The sequence below is a fragment of the bacterium genome (assembly GCA_030655055.1).
Classification (GTDB): Bacteria; Edwardsbacteria; AC1; order AC1; family EtOH8; genus UBA5202.
On sequence record JAURWH010000119.1, the window covers coordinates 1 to 15,368 of the forward strand.

Annotated in this window: 7 protein-coding genes; all 7 read left to right on the top strand. The window is 55.4% G+C overall.

The features are described 5' to 3' along the window. Positions 1-70 precede the first annotated feature (70 nt). A complete protein-coding gene (gene mutL, locus Q7U71_05560; protein ID MDO9391222.1) occupies positions 71-1,777 on the top strand; it encodes a DNA mismatch repair endonuclease MutL in 1,707 nt (568 codons plus the stop codon). After that, positions 1,774-2,697, top strand: a complete 924-nt coding sequence (gene miaA / locus Q7U71_05565; protein ID MDO9391223.1) for a tRNA (adenosine(37)-N6)-dimethylallyltransferase MiaA — start codon at positions 1,774-1,776, stop codon at positions 2,695-2,697. Before mutL ends, miaA begins: the two co-directional genes overlap by 4 nt. Before the next feature lie 205 nt (positions 2,698-2,902). Next, positions 2,903-4,174 carry a phosphoribosylamine--glycine ligase gene (gene purD, locus Q7U71_05570; protein MDO9391224.1) on the top strand — a complete coding sequence of 424 codons (1,272 nt, stop codon included), beginning with the start codon at positions 2,903-2,905 and terminating at the stop codon, positions 4,172-4,174. 105 nt (positions 4,175-4,279) lie between these two features. Continuing rightward, positions 4,280-5,008 carry an ABC transporter substrate-binding protein gene (locus Q7U71_05575; protein ID MDO9391225.1) on the top strand — a complete coding sequence of 243 codons (729 nt, stop codon included), beginning with the start codon at positions 4,280-4,282 and terminating at the stop codon, positions 5,006-5,008. A 9-nt stretch (positions 5,009-5,017) separates the two neighbouring features. Next, a complete protein-coding gene (locus tag Q7U71_05580) occupies positions 5,018-9,856 on the top strand; it encodes a PAS domain S-box protein (protein MDO9391226.1) in 4,839 nt (1,612 codons plus the stop codon). Further along, on the top strand, positions 9,849-14,087 hold the full coding sequence (locus tag Q7U71_05585) for a GAF domain-containing protein (GenBank protein ID MDO9391227.1): 4,239 nt from the start codon (positions 9,849-9,851) through the stop codon (positions 14,085-14,087). The genes Q7U71_05580 and Q7U71_05585 overlap by 8 nt, the downstream gene beginning before the upstream one ends. A 139-nt stretch (positions 14,088-14,226) precedes the next feature. Further along, positions 14,227-15,368: HAMP domain-containing sensor histidine kinase (locus Q7U71_05590; GenBank protein MDO9391228.1), on the top strand; the 1,142-nt coding region annotated here is incomplete at its 3' end.

The window sequence follows — 15,368 nt, forward strand, 5'->3', positions numbered from 1 at the left end:
TCGTGCATTGTATTTAATGATTAGAATTTGTTTTGAGTTTAGACATTCGATATTAGAAATTTAACCAAGCATGCCTAACATCGTCCTGTCCCCCGAAATAGTCAACAAGATAGCCGCCGGAGAGGTGGTGGAGCGCCCGGCCTCGGCCGCCAAGGAGCTGATGGAGAACAGCCTTGATGCCGGGGCCCGCCAGATCGAGGTCGAGGTGAAAGCCGGAGGTCTTGAACTGCTGCGCGTCTCCGACGACGGGGCCGGCATGACCGGCGATGAGATGGAACTGGCCCTGCAGCGCCACGCCACCAGCAAGATCAACAGCTACGAAGACCTGCAGGACATCCAAAGCTTTGGCTTCCGGGGGGAAGCCCTGCCCAGCATCGCTTCGGTCTCCCGGTTCACCATGGTATCCAGGCCGGCCGGATCGGACAGCGCCTGGCAGCTGGAATGCCGGGGAGGAGAGATAACCTCCCGGAAACAGCAGGCCGCCCAGCCGGGCACCACCGTTATGGTGGAGGAGCTTTTTGCCAGCGTTCCGGCCAGAAGGAAATTCCTGAAGAGCCAGGCCACCGAATCCCGCAAGATAGCAGAACTGTTTTTGTCTTTATCCCTGGCCAATCCCGGAACGGGCTTCAAGCTTATCAGCGAAGGCCGGGCAACCTACGATCTCAAATCCGCCAGCCAGGACGACCGGATCAGGGAAGTGCTGGGCGGAGAGCTTTACCGCACTTTGCTGAAGATAGACTACGGTCAAAAGCCTTTGCGGATATCCGGATATCTCTCCGGGCCCCAAAACCTGTGGCCCAAGCGCCGGGAGCAGTACCTCTTCGTCAACGGGCGGCTGGTGTCAGACCGGCTGGCCTCGGCCGCCATCTACCAGGGATTCGGCCCGGCCCTGGCCGGCAAGCATCCCAGCTATGTGCTTTTCCTGGAAATATCCCCGTCCCTGGTGGACGTCAATGTCCATCCCTCCAAGGTGCAGGTGCGCTTCAGCGACGAGTCATTCGTCTTCCGCACCGTGCGGGCGGCGGTGGAGAAGGCCCTGTTCACCGACCAGCAGCGGCCGGAGACGGCGGGGGGGCTCAACCCTCAAAACACAGGCTACCAGCCCTGGACCGGGCCGGAGCGGCCTGGACAGCTGCAGATACAGGAAGCCATGGCCCTGTTCGCCTCCGGAAATCCGGAGCAGGCCGGCCTTAAGAATCTGATGTCCATCCAGCCGGTGGTGGCCTACTGGCAGCTGCACCAGCGCTACATTTTGGCCGCCATCCGCGACGGCCTGGTGATGATAGACCAGCATGCAGCCCACGAGCGGATACTATACGAGGAACTGCTGGCCGCCCGGGACCACAGGCGGGCCCAGCAGCTTTTGTTCCCGGTGACGGTGGAACTCTCTTCCCGGGAGATGCAGGTCTACCAGCAGTACCGCGAGGTGTTCGGCTCGCTGGGCTTTGATGTCAAGCAATTCAGCGGACAGACCCTGGTGATGGAAGGCCTGCCGGTCTCCTGGGAGCAGAGCGGCGACGGGGCGGCCCTGGTGAGGGGAATTTTGGCCGATCTGGCCGATACCTCGGACGTGAACCTGGAGCCGGCCCAAAGGCTGGCCCGCTCATTCGCCTGCCGGGCCGCCGTCAAGGCCGGAAAGGCGCTGAACCAGGAAGAGATGAATCATCTGGTGGACCGGCTGTTCGCCACCAGCTCGCCCTATCTGGACCCCCACGGCCGCCCGTCGGTGATAAAATTCACCCTGGAAGACCTGGAACACAGGTTCGGCAGGATATGAAGCAGGAACAGAAAAAGGAAGTGCTGGTGCTGGCCGGGCCGACGGCTGTGGGAAAGACAGCAGTCGGCCTTGTCTTGGCTCAAAGGCTGAAGGCCCACATTATCTCGGCCGATTCCCGGCAGATATATAAAGGCTTGGAGATCGGCACCGCCAAGCCCACGGTAGTGGAACTGCGGACAGCACCTCATCACATGACGGATATCCTGACCCCAGATCAGGTCTACAGCGCCGCAGCCTTTGCCGCCGAAGCCCGGCGGGTGATGGATGGGTTGGATAAAAAGGACCAGGCATATATCATACTCGGCGGCTCCGGTCTTTACTTAAAGGCCCTGACCGAAGGACTGGTAGACATACCTTCGGCTGATCAAAGCCTCCGCCGGGAACTAAAGGACTTTTCTCTATCCAAAGGTAGTCCAGCCCTGCTGCAAAGGCTGGCCGAATGCGACCCGGAGACGGCCCAAAGGCTAAGCGTCAACGACGGGGTACGGATCATCAGGGCTTTGGAGGTCTTCATGCTTACCGGAAAACCGTTAAGCCTATGGTTCCGGGAAAAACGCCTGGGAGACGACCGGAATTATAAGCTGATAGTGCTGGATATGGACCGAAAAACTCTTTATCAAAGGATCGAGTCCAGGATCGACGTTATGATGTCGATGGGCCTGCTGGATGAAGTGAAAAAGCTTATGGAATGCGGATACGGGCCCGATTCCCCAGGAATGCAGACGGTGGGATATCAGGAACTGATGGCTCATTTGGCGGGGAAAACAGACCTGGCCGAGGCAGTACGCATGATCAAAAGGAACACCAGGCATTACGCCAAAAGGCAGCTTACCTGGTTCCGCAAAATGAATTGTCAGCAATGGATAAATTGCAGTCCAAGCGACGGCCCTGAAGAAATTGCCAATAAATTATCGGTTTAACGTCAGACCTCTAACATTATACCGGCCTTGTGATTATTGATATTGACAGGGCCGTTTTTTCGTGTTATTATAAAAGTTGTAACCATTCTGCCACAAAGACACCAAGACACTAAATACAATTAACTATTTACAAATGGTTTGGTGCCACTTCGGCACCGCTCAGTGCAGGCTTAGTGTCTTGGTGGTGAAAAAATATTAAAATTCTATGAAGATACTGTTGATCGGTTCGGGCGGCCGGGAACACGCCCTGGGCTGGAAGCTGGCCCAAAGCCCTTTGGTTAAAAAAATATACTGCGCCCCGGGGAATCCCGGCCTGGCGGAGCTGGGTGAATGCATTGATATCAAGGCCAGCGACAACGCCGGACTGGCGGATTTTGCCCGGAAGAACAGCATCGACCTTACCGTGGTCGGCCCGGATGACTGTCTGGCCGCCGGGGTGGTGGATGTCTTTAAAAGAAATGGTTTGAAGATATTCGGACCCAGCCAAAAAGCCGCGCAAATAGAGTCCTCCAAGGCCTTCTCCAAGGACCTGATGCGGAAGGCCGATATTCCTACTGCCGATTACGCTGTTTTTGATGATCATAAAAAGGCACTGGATCATCTTAACGGACAAAAATATCCTCTGGTCATCAAGGCCAGCGGCCTGGCTTTGGGCAAGGGCGTGATCATCTGTCAAAACGAAGAACAGGCCAAGGCCGCTTTGCAGACGGCCATGGTGGAAAAAGCATTCGGGGCTTCCGGTAACCAGATCATAATTGAAGAATTCCTGGAAGGGCAGGAGATCTCCATCCATGCTTTCTGCGACGGCGATAGGGCCGCGCTGTTCCCGGCCTCGCAGGACCACAAGCAGGCCTTCGACGGAGACCTGGGGCCAAACACCGGCGGCATGGGAACATATGCTCCGGTGGGCTGGGTGACCCCGGAGATGATGGCGGAGATAGAAAAGACCATCGTGCTGCCGGCCTTGAAAGCGCTCTCCGATCTTGGCGCGCCGTTCCAGGGCTGCCTTTTTCCGGGACTGATCCGCACCTCTCAGGGCTTTAAGGTGCTGGAGTTCAACGCCAGGTTCGGGGATCCCGAGACCCAGAGCTATATGCGGCTTTTGGAGTCCGACCTGGCGGAAATACTATTATCCTGCGCCGAGGGCCGGCTGAAGCCGGATGAGATAAAATGGTCATCCCAAAGCGCAGTCTGCATCGTGGCCGCTTCCGGCGGATACCCCGGCAGTTACCAGCAAGGTATTGAAATAACAGGGATGGAGAAAGCCCTGCAGGATCCGGATATCAAAGTATTCCAGGCGGGAACGGCTCTCCGTGATGACCGGTTGGTCACTGCCGGAGGCCGGGTGCTGGGTGTGACTGCAGTTGCTTCAAACCTGAAAGAAACATTGGAGAAGGGATACCAAGCTGTTTCTGAAATAAGGTTTGAAGGTATGCAATACCGCCGGGACATAGGCGCCAAGGGGCTAAAACGCTAAGGCATCCTCAAACAGACTCCGAAAATGGAATCATGTAAATCCTGTTTGTTCTTGTAACGGCAAAAATTCCGGTAAGGGAGATTCAATTTTATCTGAGGTGATAAAATGAAAAAGTTCTTTCTACTTCCCGCCGCCCTGGCTTTGCTTTGCTTGAACATTGGAGCCCAAACCAAGACCCTGGTGGTGGCCACCGGAGATTATCCGCCATTTGAGTTCAAGGATGAAAAGGGGAAGCTGGCCGGTTACGATATTGAACTGGGCCAAGAGATAGCCCGCCGGATGGGGGCAAAGATCAAATGGGTCCAGATGGATTTTAACCAGCTGTTGCCGGCACTGGATGCCGGGAAAGCAGACCTGGTGATAGCGGCCATGCATGCCACCGAAGAGCGGCGGCTGAGTCATGCCATGAGCCGTAACTATGTTAACTCGGGCCTGGTGATGGTGGTCAAAAAGGGGAATAAAAAAATAACCTCACTAAGTCAGTTGAAAGGCTGCCGGGTGGCGGTCAAGGAACGGGCCACCGGCGAAAAATATGCCAGGGAGAATGCCGCCAAGCTGGGCCTGGAATATAGATCCTACCCCACCACCGATCAGAGTTTTGCCGCCTTGGACCGGGGGGAAGTGGATGCGGTCTTCAATGATTACCTTTCTTCACGATTGTTTGTCAAACAGAACCAGGAATACAATATTCCCATAGTCCCCTTCACCCCCTGCGGAATGGCGGTGGCCGCCGCCAAGGGCCGGAAGTCATTGATCATGCAGATCAATCAGATATTGGACGAACTGGAACGCACGGGTTTCTTGAAACAATTATATCAAAAATGGCTGTTATAAATATCAAGCATGAAACTATCACTTAAAATAGGCCTGATAACTGCGGCGGTGGCCGGAGGTATTGCCCTCAGCGTTTCGCTAAATCATAGTTTTTGGGAGGGGCAGGCCTGGCGGACCGAGCTCAGGTCCCACGCCGCTACCATGGCTGACATGCTGGCCTTTACCGTTCAGGAGTCGGTGCTGAAGAACGACTTTTCTTCACTGGAACAGAATGTCATCAGGTTCAGCCAGCGTCCGGAGATCGCCTATGCCGTGGTTTACGACAATGCCGCTACTCCGCTGGCCGCCACCGGCAGCCCGGCTGGAAAGAAGGCTATTGAACTTTATCAGGAAAACCCCAAAAAGCACAAAAGGGATATTCATAAGCACGTAATTGAAGGCCAGGATATATACGAATTACTGATCCCGGTCAGCGTGGAAGGCAGGGATTGGGGCATGTTGCAGATGGGCTTTTACGAGAGTAAGATACTGGCCATATATCACCGGACCAACATATTCAATTATCTGATCCTGCTGCTGGGGCTAGGAATCAGTTTAACCGCCGGATGGCTGGTGGCCCGGTACCTGGGAAAACCGATCGAGGCCCTGATAGAAGGCGCCGACCAGTTGGTCAAGAGCAATTACGACCACCGGATAAATATAAAAAGAAAAGATGAACTGGGCCGGCTGGTTTCAGCTTTCAACACAATGGCCGGGACCATCCGGCAGGACATGGTGGAACTTGAATCCAGCAACCGCCAGCTCCTGAAGTCCCAGGAGCGGCAGATATGGCTGGCCAGGATCGCCGAGCAGGTGGGCGACGGAGTGGCGGTTACCGACCTGGAAGGGATGATAACCTTTGTAAACCATTCCTGGGCCGCCATGCACGGTTATAAACCAGATCAATTGCTGGGGAAGCACAGCAGCATTTTTTACTCCCATGCCCAACTGGAACGGGAGGTATTACCCTTCAACCAGAAAGTTTACGACCGGGGGATTAACGCCGGTATAGTCGGACACATCAAAAAAGACCGGTCGGTATTTTATACCGACATGACGGTTACCCTGCTTAAAAATGCCGAGGGAGATCCAGTTGGGTATATCGGAGTGGCCCGCGATATTACGGACCAGAAGAAGAACCAGGAGGATTTGAAAAAGGAACGCGATGTCATCAAAAGCATCTTCACTGCCACCCCTGATGCCATTATCATCACCGATCTCAGTGGCAATTTTACCGAAGTCAATGACAAGGCCATAGAACTGTTGGAACTTGGTTCCCGTGACGAACTGACAGGCAAGAATTTTTCCATTTTCATCGCCCCCGATGACCGGGGCCTGGCCCTGCACAATTTCCAAAAAACCTTGGATTACGGAGGGGTCAACAATGTGCAGGTGAATGTAGTGACCGCCAGCAACGGCCAGTTCCCGCTGGAATATTCCACCAGCTTGCTCCACAACCTGGAAGGGCGGCCTACCAATATCGTTGCAGTAGGGCGAAACATCGCCCAGCGCAAGAAAGACGAGCTGGCCCTGACCGAAAGCGAACAGCGGTACCGCGCCCTGTCTGAGTCATCTCCTGACATCATCTTTGTGATCGACCGCGATGGGACCATCAAATATGCCAACTCTAAAGCCTCAACTATCGCCGGGCTGGCGGAGGGCCAGGCCAATGGCCGTAATATAGGCGAATTCTTTGGCCAACTTATCAACGAAAAACAAAAAGAGCAGTTGCTCAGCGTATTCCAGACCGGCCAGACAGCCCATTATGAGCTGCCGACGCCCATCGGGGGGCTGGAGCTGTGGCTGGAGACCTGGCTGGTCCCGTTGACCGGCCAGGACGGAACGGTGGCCGAGGTAATGGGGCTTTGCCGCGACCTGACCGACCGCCGCCAGGCGGAACTTGCGGTCAGGGAAGTGAACCAAAGGTTTGAATATGCCCTGGGAGCCACCAAAACTGGATTTGACATCATAGACGCCGAGTTTAATGTTCAGTACATTGATCCGGAATGGAAAAAATCATACGGCGAGCCGGCCGGCCGCAAATGCTACGAATATTTCATGGGCCGGACAGAAGTTTGTCCCAAATGCGGGGTCACTTCAGCCTTGCGCGATAAACAGAGTATCGTTACCGAAGAATATTTGGAAAAGGAAAAGCGCTGGGTGGAGGTCCACACCATCCCCTACCAAAATTCGTCCGGCCAGTGGCTGGTGGCGGAGTTCAACATCGATATCAATGACCGCAAACTGAATGAACAAAAACTGCAGACCTCTGAACAAAAATACCGGGAACTGGCCGACACCCTTCCCCAGACTGTGTTCGAGATTGACGATCAGGGCATTCTGGTGTATGTTAATAATACAGGCCTCCGCCAATTCGGCTATGCTCAGGAAGAGTTTATACAAGGTCTTAAGGTTCTGTCCATGCTGGCGCCTGAAGACAGGGATAGGGCCGGCCAGAACATAGTCCGAAGATTGAAAGGCAGCCCGGCCGAGAATCAGGAATACCTGGCTTTACGCAAGGACGGCAGCATATTCCCCATCAGCATCTACGCCAGCCCGGTGCTTGAAGAAGGAAAGATCACGGGTTTAAGGGGCGTGATCATTGACATCAGCGAAAGAAAGAAGGCCGAGCAGATCCTGAAGGAAAGCGAAGTTCGTTTCAGAGCACTGGCCGAGGCCAGCCCGGCCGGGATATTTGCCTACCGGGAGAAGTTCATCTATGCCAATCCAGCCTGCCAGGTGCTTACCGGTTACAGTCCGGCTGAACTGCTTGACCTGAACTTTTGGGAACTGATCCATCCCGACCACCGGGAGATGGCGAAACAGCGGGGCCTGGCCCGCCAGCGGGGGGAGAAGGTCCCCTCCAACTACGAGTTCAAAATGATCCGCAAGGACGGCCAGGTGCGCTGGGTGGATTTTGCCGGGACCCTTACCCAGTTTGACGGCCAGCTTTCCGGGCTGGGAATGACCCTGGATATCACCGAACGAAAGAACATGGAAGAGATACTCCAGGCCTCCGAATTCCAATACCGCACCACCATAGATTCAATTGGCGATGCCATTCATGTGGTGGACATAGAGCTGAATATCATTCTGGCCAACGCCGTATTCAAGGATTGGTGCCTCCGATTTGGCCTGTCCAATAATCCAGCCGGGCATAGTGTGTTTGAAGTATGCCCTTTCCTTAGCCCGGAAGTCAAAAATGAATATTTGCGGGTGTTTGAAACGGGGGAATCTTATACCACGCAGGAAGAGAACGTTATATCAGGAAAAATCCTGGTGACGGAAACCAGAAAAATTCCCGTTCTTGAGGGCAGCAAGGTAAGCCGGGTCATCACGGTAATCAGGGACATCACCGAGGGAAAGGAATCCGAACGGAAGCTGGCGGAGTCGGAACGCAAATACAGCCAGATATTTGAGGACATCGTGGAGGGTATTTACCGCACCACGCCTTCCGGGCAGGTATTACTGGCCAATCCGGCCCTGGTCAGGATGCTGGGTTTTGAAAGTCTGGATCAATTGATTTCATTGGATCTTAACAAATCAGGTTATATGGACATCAGCACCAGGAACCGTTTCAAGGAGCTGATGGAAAGGGACGGCCAGGTGCTTGGCTTTGAAGCCCGCTGGAAGCGCCCCGACGGCAAGATACTGATAATCAGCGAAAATGCCAGGGCGGTCAATGATCAGCAGGGCAACGTTGTATATTACGAGGGAACCATTGAGGACATCACCGAGAGGCAAAAAGCCGAAGAAGACTTGTTGAACGAAAAGAACAAGCTGTCCGATCTGTTCCGGGTCAGTCTGCAGGTGGCCCGGGCCGGTGACATTCAGAAAAAACTGGACCTGACCATGGAGGGGATATCAGGCACCGGGTTGTTTAGCCGGGCGGTGCTGGTGCTTAAGAATGAGGAGGGACGCAACAGCCATATCGCCCATTTTGGCATGACCGCAAAGGAGGTCGCAGCCATACTCAAGGCCGGTCCGGCTCAGGCAGAAAAATTAGAGAAGATATTCAACAAAAAATACCGTTACAGCAATTCGTATCTTATCCCGCATGACACTCCGGGGGTTGATTTCTCCATCAAACTCATAAATAAGCAATATCAGCCTACCGGTGATTGGCATCCGGACGATGTCCTGCTGGTGCCTTTGATGATCAAAGACAAACATATCGGATATCTAACGGTGGACGAGCCGTTAGATGGAAAGATCCCCAGCCTGGAAACGGTCCGGCTGTTGGAATTGTTCTCCTATCAGGTGGCGGTGGCCATAGACAATCTGAGGCTGTACAATGACCTGGAGCGGAGTTATTACGGGACACTCAAAGCCTTTGTGGCGGCCATGGACGCCAAGGACCCCTATACCAAGGGTCATTCCGAGAATGTCCGCTTCCATGCCTTGAATATCGCCCGCCAGCTTAAACTGCCGGAGGAGCAGGTGAAGCTGATAGATTTCAGTTCGCTGCTGCATGATATCGGCAAGCTGGCCATCCGGGATGAGATCCTGACCAAACCCAGCCTGCTTTCAGACCACGAATACCAGGAGGTCAAACTGCACCCGGTCATCGGCAGCCACCTGGTTTCCGAGGTGGAGTCATTGCTCAAGGTGGCCCCCATCATCCACAGCCATCACGAGCATTACGACGGGTCGGGATATCCCCAGGGCATCAAGGGTGATGATATCCCGTTGGAAGCCAGGATCATTGCGGTGGCTGACGCCTTTGAGGCCATGACCTCGGACCGCCCCTACCGCAAGGCCTTCGATTTTAAGGTGGCCATTAAGCGGCTGCAGGACGCGGCCGGAACCCAGTTCGACAGCGAGATCGTCAGGGTATTCATCAAACTCCATCAGGAAACCCATGGATAAGATCAAAAAAAACATTGCCGGACAAGGCCCACGGGCCGTAACGTCAGCAGGAACAAAACCCAGAGCTGCAGGCTTGCCGGCCCGGGCGGCCCCGTCTCCGGCCAAGAGTCTGGAAAAAAGGCTGGAAGAGATCTCGGTGCTCAGCCAGATCGCCCAGTCCATGGCCCGGGTAATGGATATGGAAGAGCTTTGGCCCCGCCTGCATCGCGAGGTCAGCCGTTTGCTGGATGCCGGTAATTTTTATGTGGCCCTGTGGCACCGCCAGAAAAAGGAAGTGGAATTCATTTATGAGGTGGAGGAAGGCAGGAAGCTGCCTAGGTCAAGAAAACCATGGGGCCAGGGACTGACCGAGCAGGTGCTGGAATCAGGCAAACCGCTGCTTTTAAAGGATACCGGGGAAAGGAAGGCCAAAGGCCGTCCGGTAAAGATCATCGGCAAGCCGGCACGTTCATGGCTGGGAGTTCCCATCCGGCTCAAGGAGCATACCCTGGGAATGATAGCGGTCCAGAGTTACCAAAAGACTGAAGCCTATGATCCAGACCATCAGGAATTGCTGATGTCCATAGCCGGATATGCGGCGGTGGCCTTGGAAAACTCCCGGCTGCATGCGGCTGCCCTGCAAAAGACCAAAGAAGCCGACGCACTGCACCAACTGAGCGAAGCTGCAGTGACCGAGACCGACCTGGATCAACTGCTCCAAAAAATACCCCTGCTGATCAAGGAAACTTTCGGCTATCTGAACTGCGCCATCCTGCTTTCCGATCAGGATGGGAAATATCTATACCTCAAGGCCGCGGTGGGATACCGGGCCGAAGTGATCCGTGATACCCGCCTGGCCATCGGCCGGGAGGGGATAACCGGCTGGGTGGCGGCCCAGGGAAAGACCCTTTATGTCCCCGATGTCAGCAAAGAAAAACGCTATGTGGAATCGGTGAGGGGTTGCCGTTCGGAAGCGGCCCTGCCCCTTAAATTCCGGGATAAGGTTATCGGGGTGCTGGATATCGAAAGCTCCAGCCTGGATGGATTCAGCCCTGACGACATCAGGCTTTTGGAAAATTTTGCCAATCAGGCGGCGGCGGTCATCCAAAAGATCAGGCTGGAGCAACTGGCCCAGCAAAAGATCAAGGAACTTTCCACCCTTTACCAGATGAGCCAGGCGGTGATCAATGCCACCGACGAAAATGAAGTGATGTCGCTGGGCCTCAAGATCATCAGTGATATCATCAGCGCCGATGCCATCTCCCTAATGCTGATCGATCCGGCCACCGGAGATCTGGTTATTAAGGCGTCTCTGGGCCTCTCGGAAGAAACAAAAAAACAGGCCAGGCTCAAACCGGGCCAGGGGCTGGCTGGCTGGGTGACAGACAATATGGAGACTGTCCTGACCGCCGACCTGGGCAGAGATCCCAGGTTTGCTTCAGTGTCCCAGAAAGAGGATCTGGGGGCCGCTATCCTGGTTCCACTGCTGGCTAAGGCCCAATTGTTGGGAGTATTGAACATCAATAATTTCAGGGGCAACACCCGGGAGTTCACCGAAGAACAGATGCAGCTGGCCCAGATCATGGCCAGCAGCATCGCCATGGCCCTGGAAAGGACCGAGCTGGTGCTGGCGCTTGACAGCCGGGCCTCGGCCCAGAAGTCTTTGCTGGAAACCAGCGGACTTTTGCTGGGCTCCCTGCAAATCGAAGATGTGCTGGCCAGGATCTCGCAGGAGATAGAGAGCCTGATCCCATTCCACCGGCTGGCCATTTACAAAGTTGATTGGAAAACCAGGAACCTCTCCCCGATGCTGGCTTTGGGCCCTTATCAGAATGAGATAATGGCCGACCCTCCATTTTCCATGGACGAAGGGATTGTGGGAAGCATCGCCCAAACCGGCCGGCCGGAGATAATTCTCGATACCGCACGCGATTCAAGGACAGTGCACGTGGCCGGCACCAGCGATGATTCGGAGGCGGTGCTGGTGGCTCCCCTGGTCATTGACGGCCGCAGCGAAGCGGTTCTGATCATAGGACGGCAGGTTTCCAGGGGGTTTTATTCCCGGGAGCTTGAGGTAGCTTCGCTGTTTGCCAATCAGGCGGCGGTGGCCTGGAAGAACGCCAGCATGTTTGAGGAGATCAACCGCAACCAGGACGAACTATCTGAAGCCAACAGCCGTCTCAATCTGGCATTGAAGCGCCAGATCGAAGTGAATACGGAACTTTCCACCCTGCAATACCTTTCCAGCACCATCCTTTCGTCCCTGAAACTGGAGGAGATCCTTTCGGTGATAGTGGAGGGGATCAGGACCAGCCTTAATTTTGACCGGGTGCTGATCAGCAGCACCGAACCCGGCGGACTAGGCCTGATCCATCAGGCAGCTTCGGGAATACCCCCGGAAGAATTCCAGGAAATGCAGCTGAAGACAATGCCCTTGTCGGAGGTTACGCCGCTGATGCGCCCGGATCTCCGGATCAGCAATTCTTTCCTGGTCCCGGCTTCGGGAGAGGATCATGCCAAACCACAGTCCGGGGATACTCCGGAAGATCCAGGCCTTTGGCAGGATGGAAGCCGGATCCTGACCCCGCTATACTCCAAGAGCCGACGGCTGCTGGCTTTGATCCAGATAGAGCGGCCCTCGGATGGAAAAGTCCCTGATAAGAAGAAGATCCGGTCTTTGGAAGCCTTTGCCAACACCGCGGTGCTGGCCATCGAGAACGCCACACTGTATCTGGACGCCCAGAACCGGATCACCGAACTTTCGGTATTGTACGAGATAGGCACCATCATCTCCTCGGAACTGGAAAAACAAAAACTGCTGGAAAGCGTGGTCAGCCTGATCAGGGAAAAACTGCATTATTTGAAAGTGGCCATCTTTGAAGTGGAGCCCATCACCGGCAGTCTGTTTGTGGGCGGGCAGAGCGGCTACGAGCACGAATTGGAGCAGGTCCACTTTACGGTGGGGGGCAGCAGCGTGGTGGGATGGGTGGCCGAAAAGGGCCAGCCCCTGATAATCCCGGATGTCCGTCTGGAGCCGCTTTACGTGGTGGGCGACCAGCGGGTGCTTTCGGAGATAGCCATCCCCATCAAGCGCGAGGAACAGATCCTGGGGGTGCTGAGCATCGAGGACGACAAGCTTGACGCCTTTGACCAGTCGGATGCCCAGCTGTTGTCCACCCTGGCCAGCCAGGTGGCTGTGGCCATGGACAACGCCCGGCTTTACGGGCAGGCCAAGCATCTCTATCAGGAAGCCCAGCGCAATGTCCGCGACCTTTCGGCCCTGCACAACGTGGGCACCACGGTCAGTTCCACATTGCAGCTGCAGGACCTGCTGAACCAGGTCTGCACCATCCTAAAAGACACGTTCAACTATCCCAAGATCGCCATTCTGCTGTCCGATCCCCTGCGGGGTGAACTGGAATTGATGGCCAGCCTGGGCTACCCCGAAAATATCAAAGAGACCGGCCGCCGGGTCAAGATCGGCAGCGAAGGCATCACCGGCCTGGCCGGAATGACCGGAGAATCCATCATAGTCAATGATGTCAGCAAGGAGCCTTCATACATCTGCATCGACCAGGGAACCAGGTCGGAGATGGCGGTGCCGCTTAAACTCAAGGGGCGGGTGATCGGCGTGATAAACGTGGAGAGCGACGTAATAGGGGATTTTGACCGGATAGACATGAACCTGCTATCCACCCTGGCCACCCAGATATCGGTGGCGGTGGAAAATGCCAGGCTGTACCAGGAGACCGAGCAGCTGGCCGTTACCGACGGTCTGACCGGGGTGAACAACCACCGTTATTTCCAGAGCTTTTTTGAACGGGAACTCAACCGGGCCAAACGCTACAAGCATCCCCTGGCCCTGATCATGCTGGATATCGACCATTTCAAGAAATTCAACGACAAATTCGGACACCCGGTGGGGGACCTGGTGCTGAAGACAGTGACCGAGATACTGAAACAGCAGGCCCGGGAAGTTGACCTGGTGGCCCGTTACGGCGGGGAGGAGTTCATGCTGGTGCTGCCGGAGACCGGTAAAAAAGAGGCGGTGATGCTGGCGGAAAGGATAAGGCTGGCGGTAAAAAAACATGCTCTGACGGACGTCCAGAACAAACCGCTGCCGAATATCACCGTCAGCCTGGGGGTTTCCAGTTACCCCGAGAACGGCTCGGAGAAGGACCAACTGATAGACTATGCCGACAAGTGCCTGTATAAGGCCAAGGCCGGCGGCCGCGACCTGGTCAAACATTAAACTGGCTGCCGCGGATCTCAGTCCGCTGATCGATCAAGATTATACCCCTTCCCCGGGATCGTTTTAATTGTTTTGTCCGAAACAGCGCCGATCTCAGGGCCTTCAGGCCAGACACAGAACCAAACGAGGATACAGCCCAATGGCTTCTTTCATCAAACCTCATTCCCGCTGGTCCCAGGTGTGGCGGGCATATCTATTTATAGGGGCGCTGCTGCTGGTGGCGGTGTCGCTGGTCTATACGGTGGGGCTGATCAAAAGGCTGGAATCCGAGCCCCGGATCATGTCCCGGGTGTTTGCCCGGTTCTGCATGACCGCCGCCCTGCCCGAACCGGCCGGGGAATCGCCCGAGACCGGGATAATATTTGAAGAGGTCATCCAGAACATCAATTTTCCGGTGGTGGTGACGGACCGCCAGGGCCTGCCCATTGCCTGGCGGGGGATCGATGCCAAGGGAGCGGAGTTCGACCAGCAGGTAATTCCCCCTGAAGTGGCCGGACGCTGGGAGAAACTGACGCCCGAAGAGCCATTCTATCAACTGAAAACGGCCATCGGGGAGCTGGACCACCAGAACCAGCCGATCACCATGACCCTGGGCCAGGACACCAGCAATGTGGTCACCGTTCACTATGGAAAACCCGGCGTTTTAAGGGAGCTGCGGTTCATCCCCATCATCCAGTTGGTGGTGGTGGCCCTTTTTGTCTGGATCGGCTTCATAGGGTTCCGCACCATCAAGATCAACGAAGAGAGGGCGGTGTGGGTGGGCCTGGCCAAGGAGGCTGCCCACCAGCTGGGCACGCCGATCTCCTCGCTGATGGGCTGGCTGACCCTGCTTAAGGAAGGGGGACACCCGCCGGTCGAGGTGGTGCCCGAAATGGAAAAGGACCTGGCCCACCTTAACAAGGTGCTGGCCCGTTTCAACCAGATCGGATCCATCCCCAAATTGCAGCCGGTGGAGGTTACCAGGCTGACCGCCGAAGCGGTGGATTATTTCCGGCGCCGGGTGGCCAATATGGGCAAGGATATCGCCTTTGAGGAAGATTATCAGCAGGCCTGTGAGGCAGCCTTAAATGCCGAGCTTTTCCTGTGGGCGGTGGAGAACCTGATAAAGAACGCCATAGATGCCATTGAAGGTCCTGGCGGCCTGATCAAGATCAAGGTCAGCCGCAACGGCCAAAAACTGGAGATCACAGTGGAAGACAACGGCCGGGGGATCAATCCCAACAACCAGCCCAAAATATTCCGGCCCGGTTTCACCACCAAGACGGTGGGCTGGGGGCTGGG

Coding starts and splice junctions, on each gene's coding strand:
- mutL (MDO9391222.1), top strand. CDS start 71: ATGCCTAACATCGTCCTGTCCCCCGAAATAGTCAACAAGATAGCCGCC.
- miaA (MDO9391223.1), top strand. CDS start 1,774: ATGAAGCAGGAACAGAAAAAGGAAGTGCTGGTGCTGGCCGGGCCGACG.
- purD (MDO9391224.1), top strand. CDS start 2,903: ATGAAGATACTGTTGATCGGTTCGGGCGGCCGGGAACACGCCCTGGGC.
- Q7U71_05575 (MDO9391225.1), top strand. CDS start 4,280: ATGAAAAAGTTCTTTCTACTTCCCGCCGCCCTGGCTTTGCTTTGCTTG.
- Q7U71_05580 (MDO9391226.1), top strand. CDS start 5,018: ATGAAACTATCACTTAAAATAGGCCTGATAACTGCGGCGGTGGCCGGA.
- Q7U71_05585 (MDO9391227.1), top strand. CDS start 9,849: ATGGATAAGATCAAAAAAAACATTGCCGGACAAGGCCCACGGGCCGTA.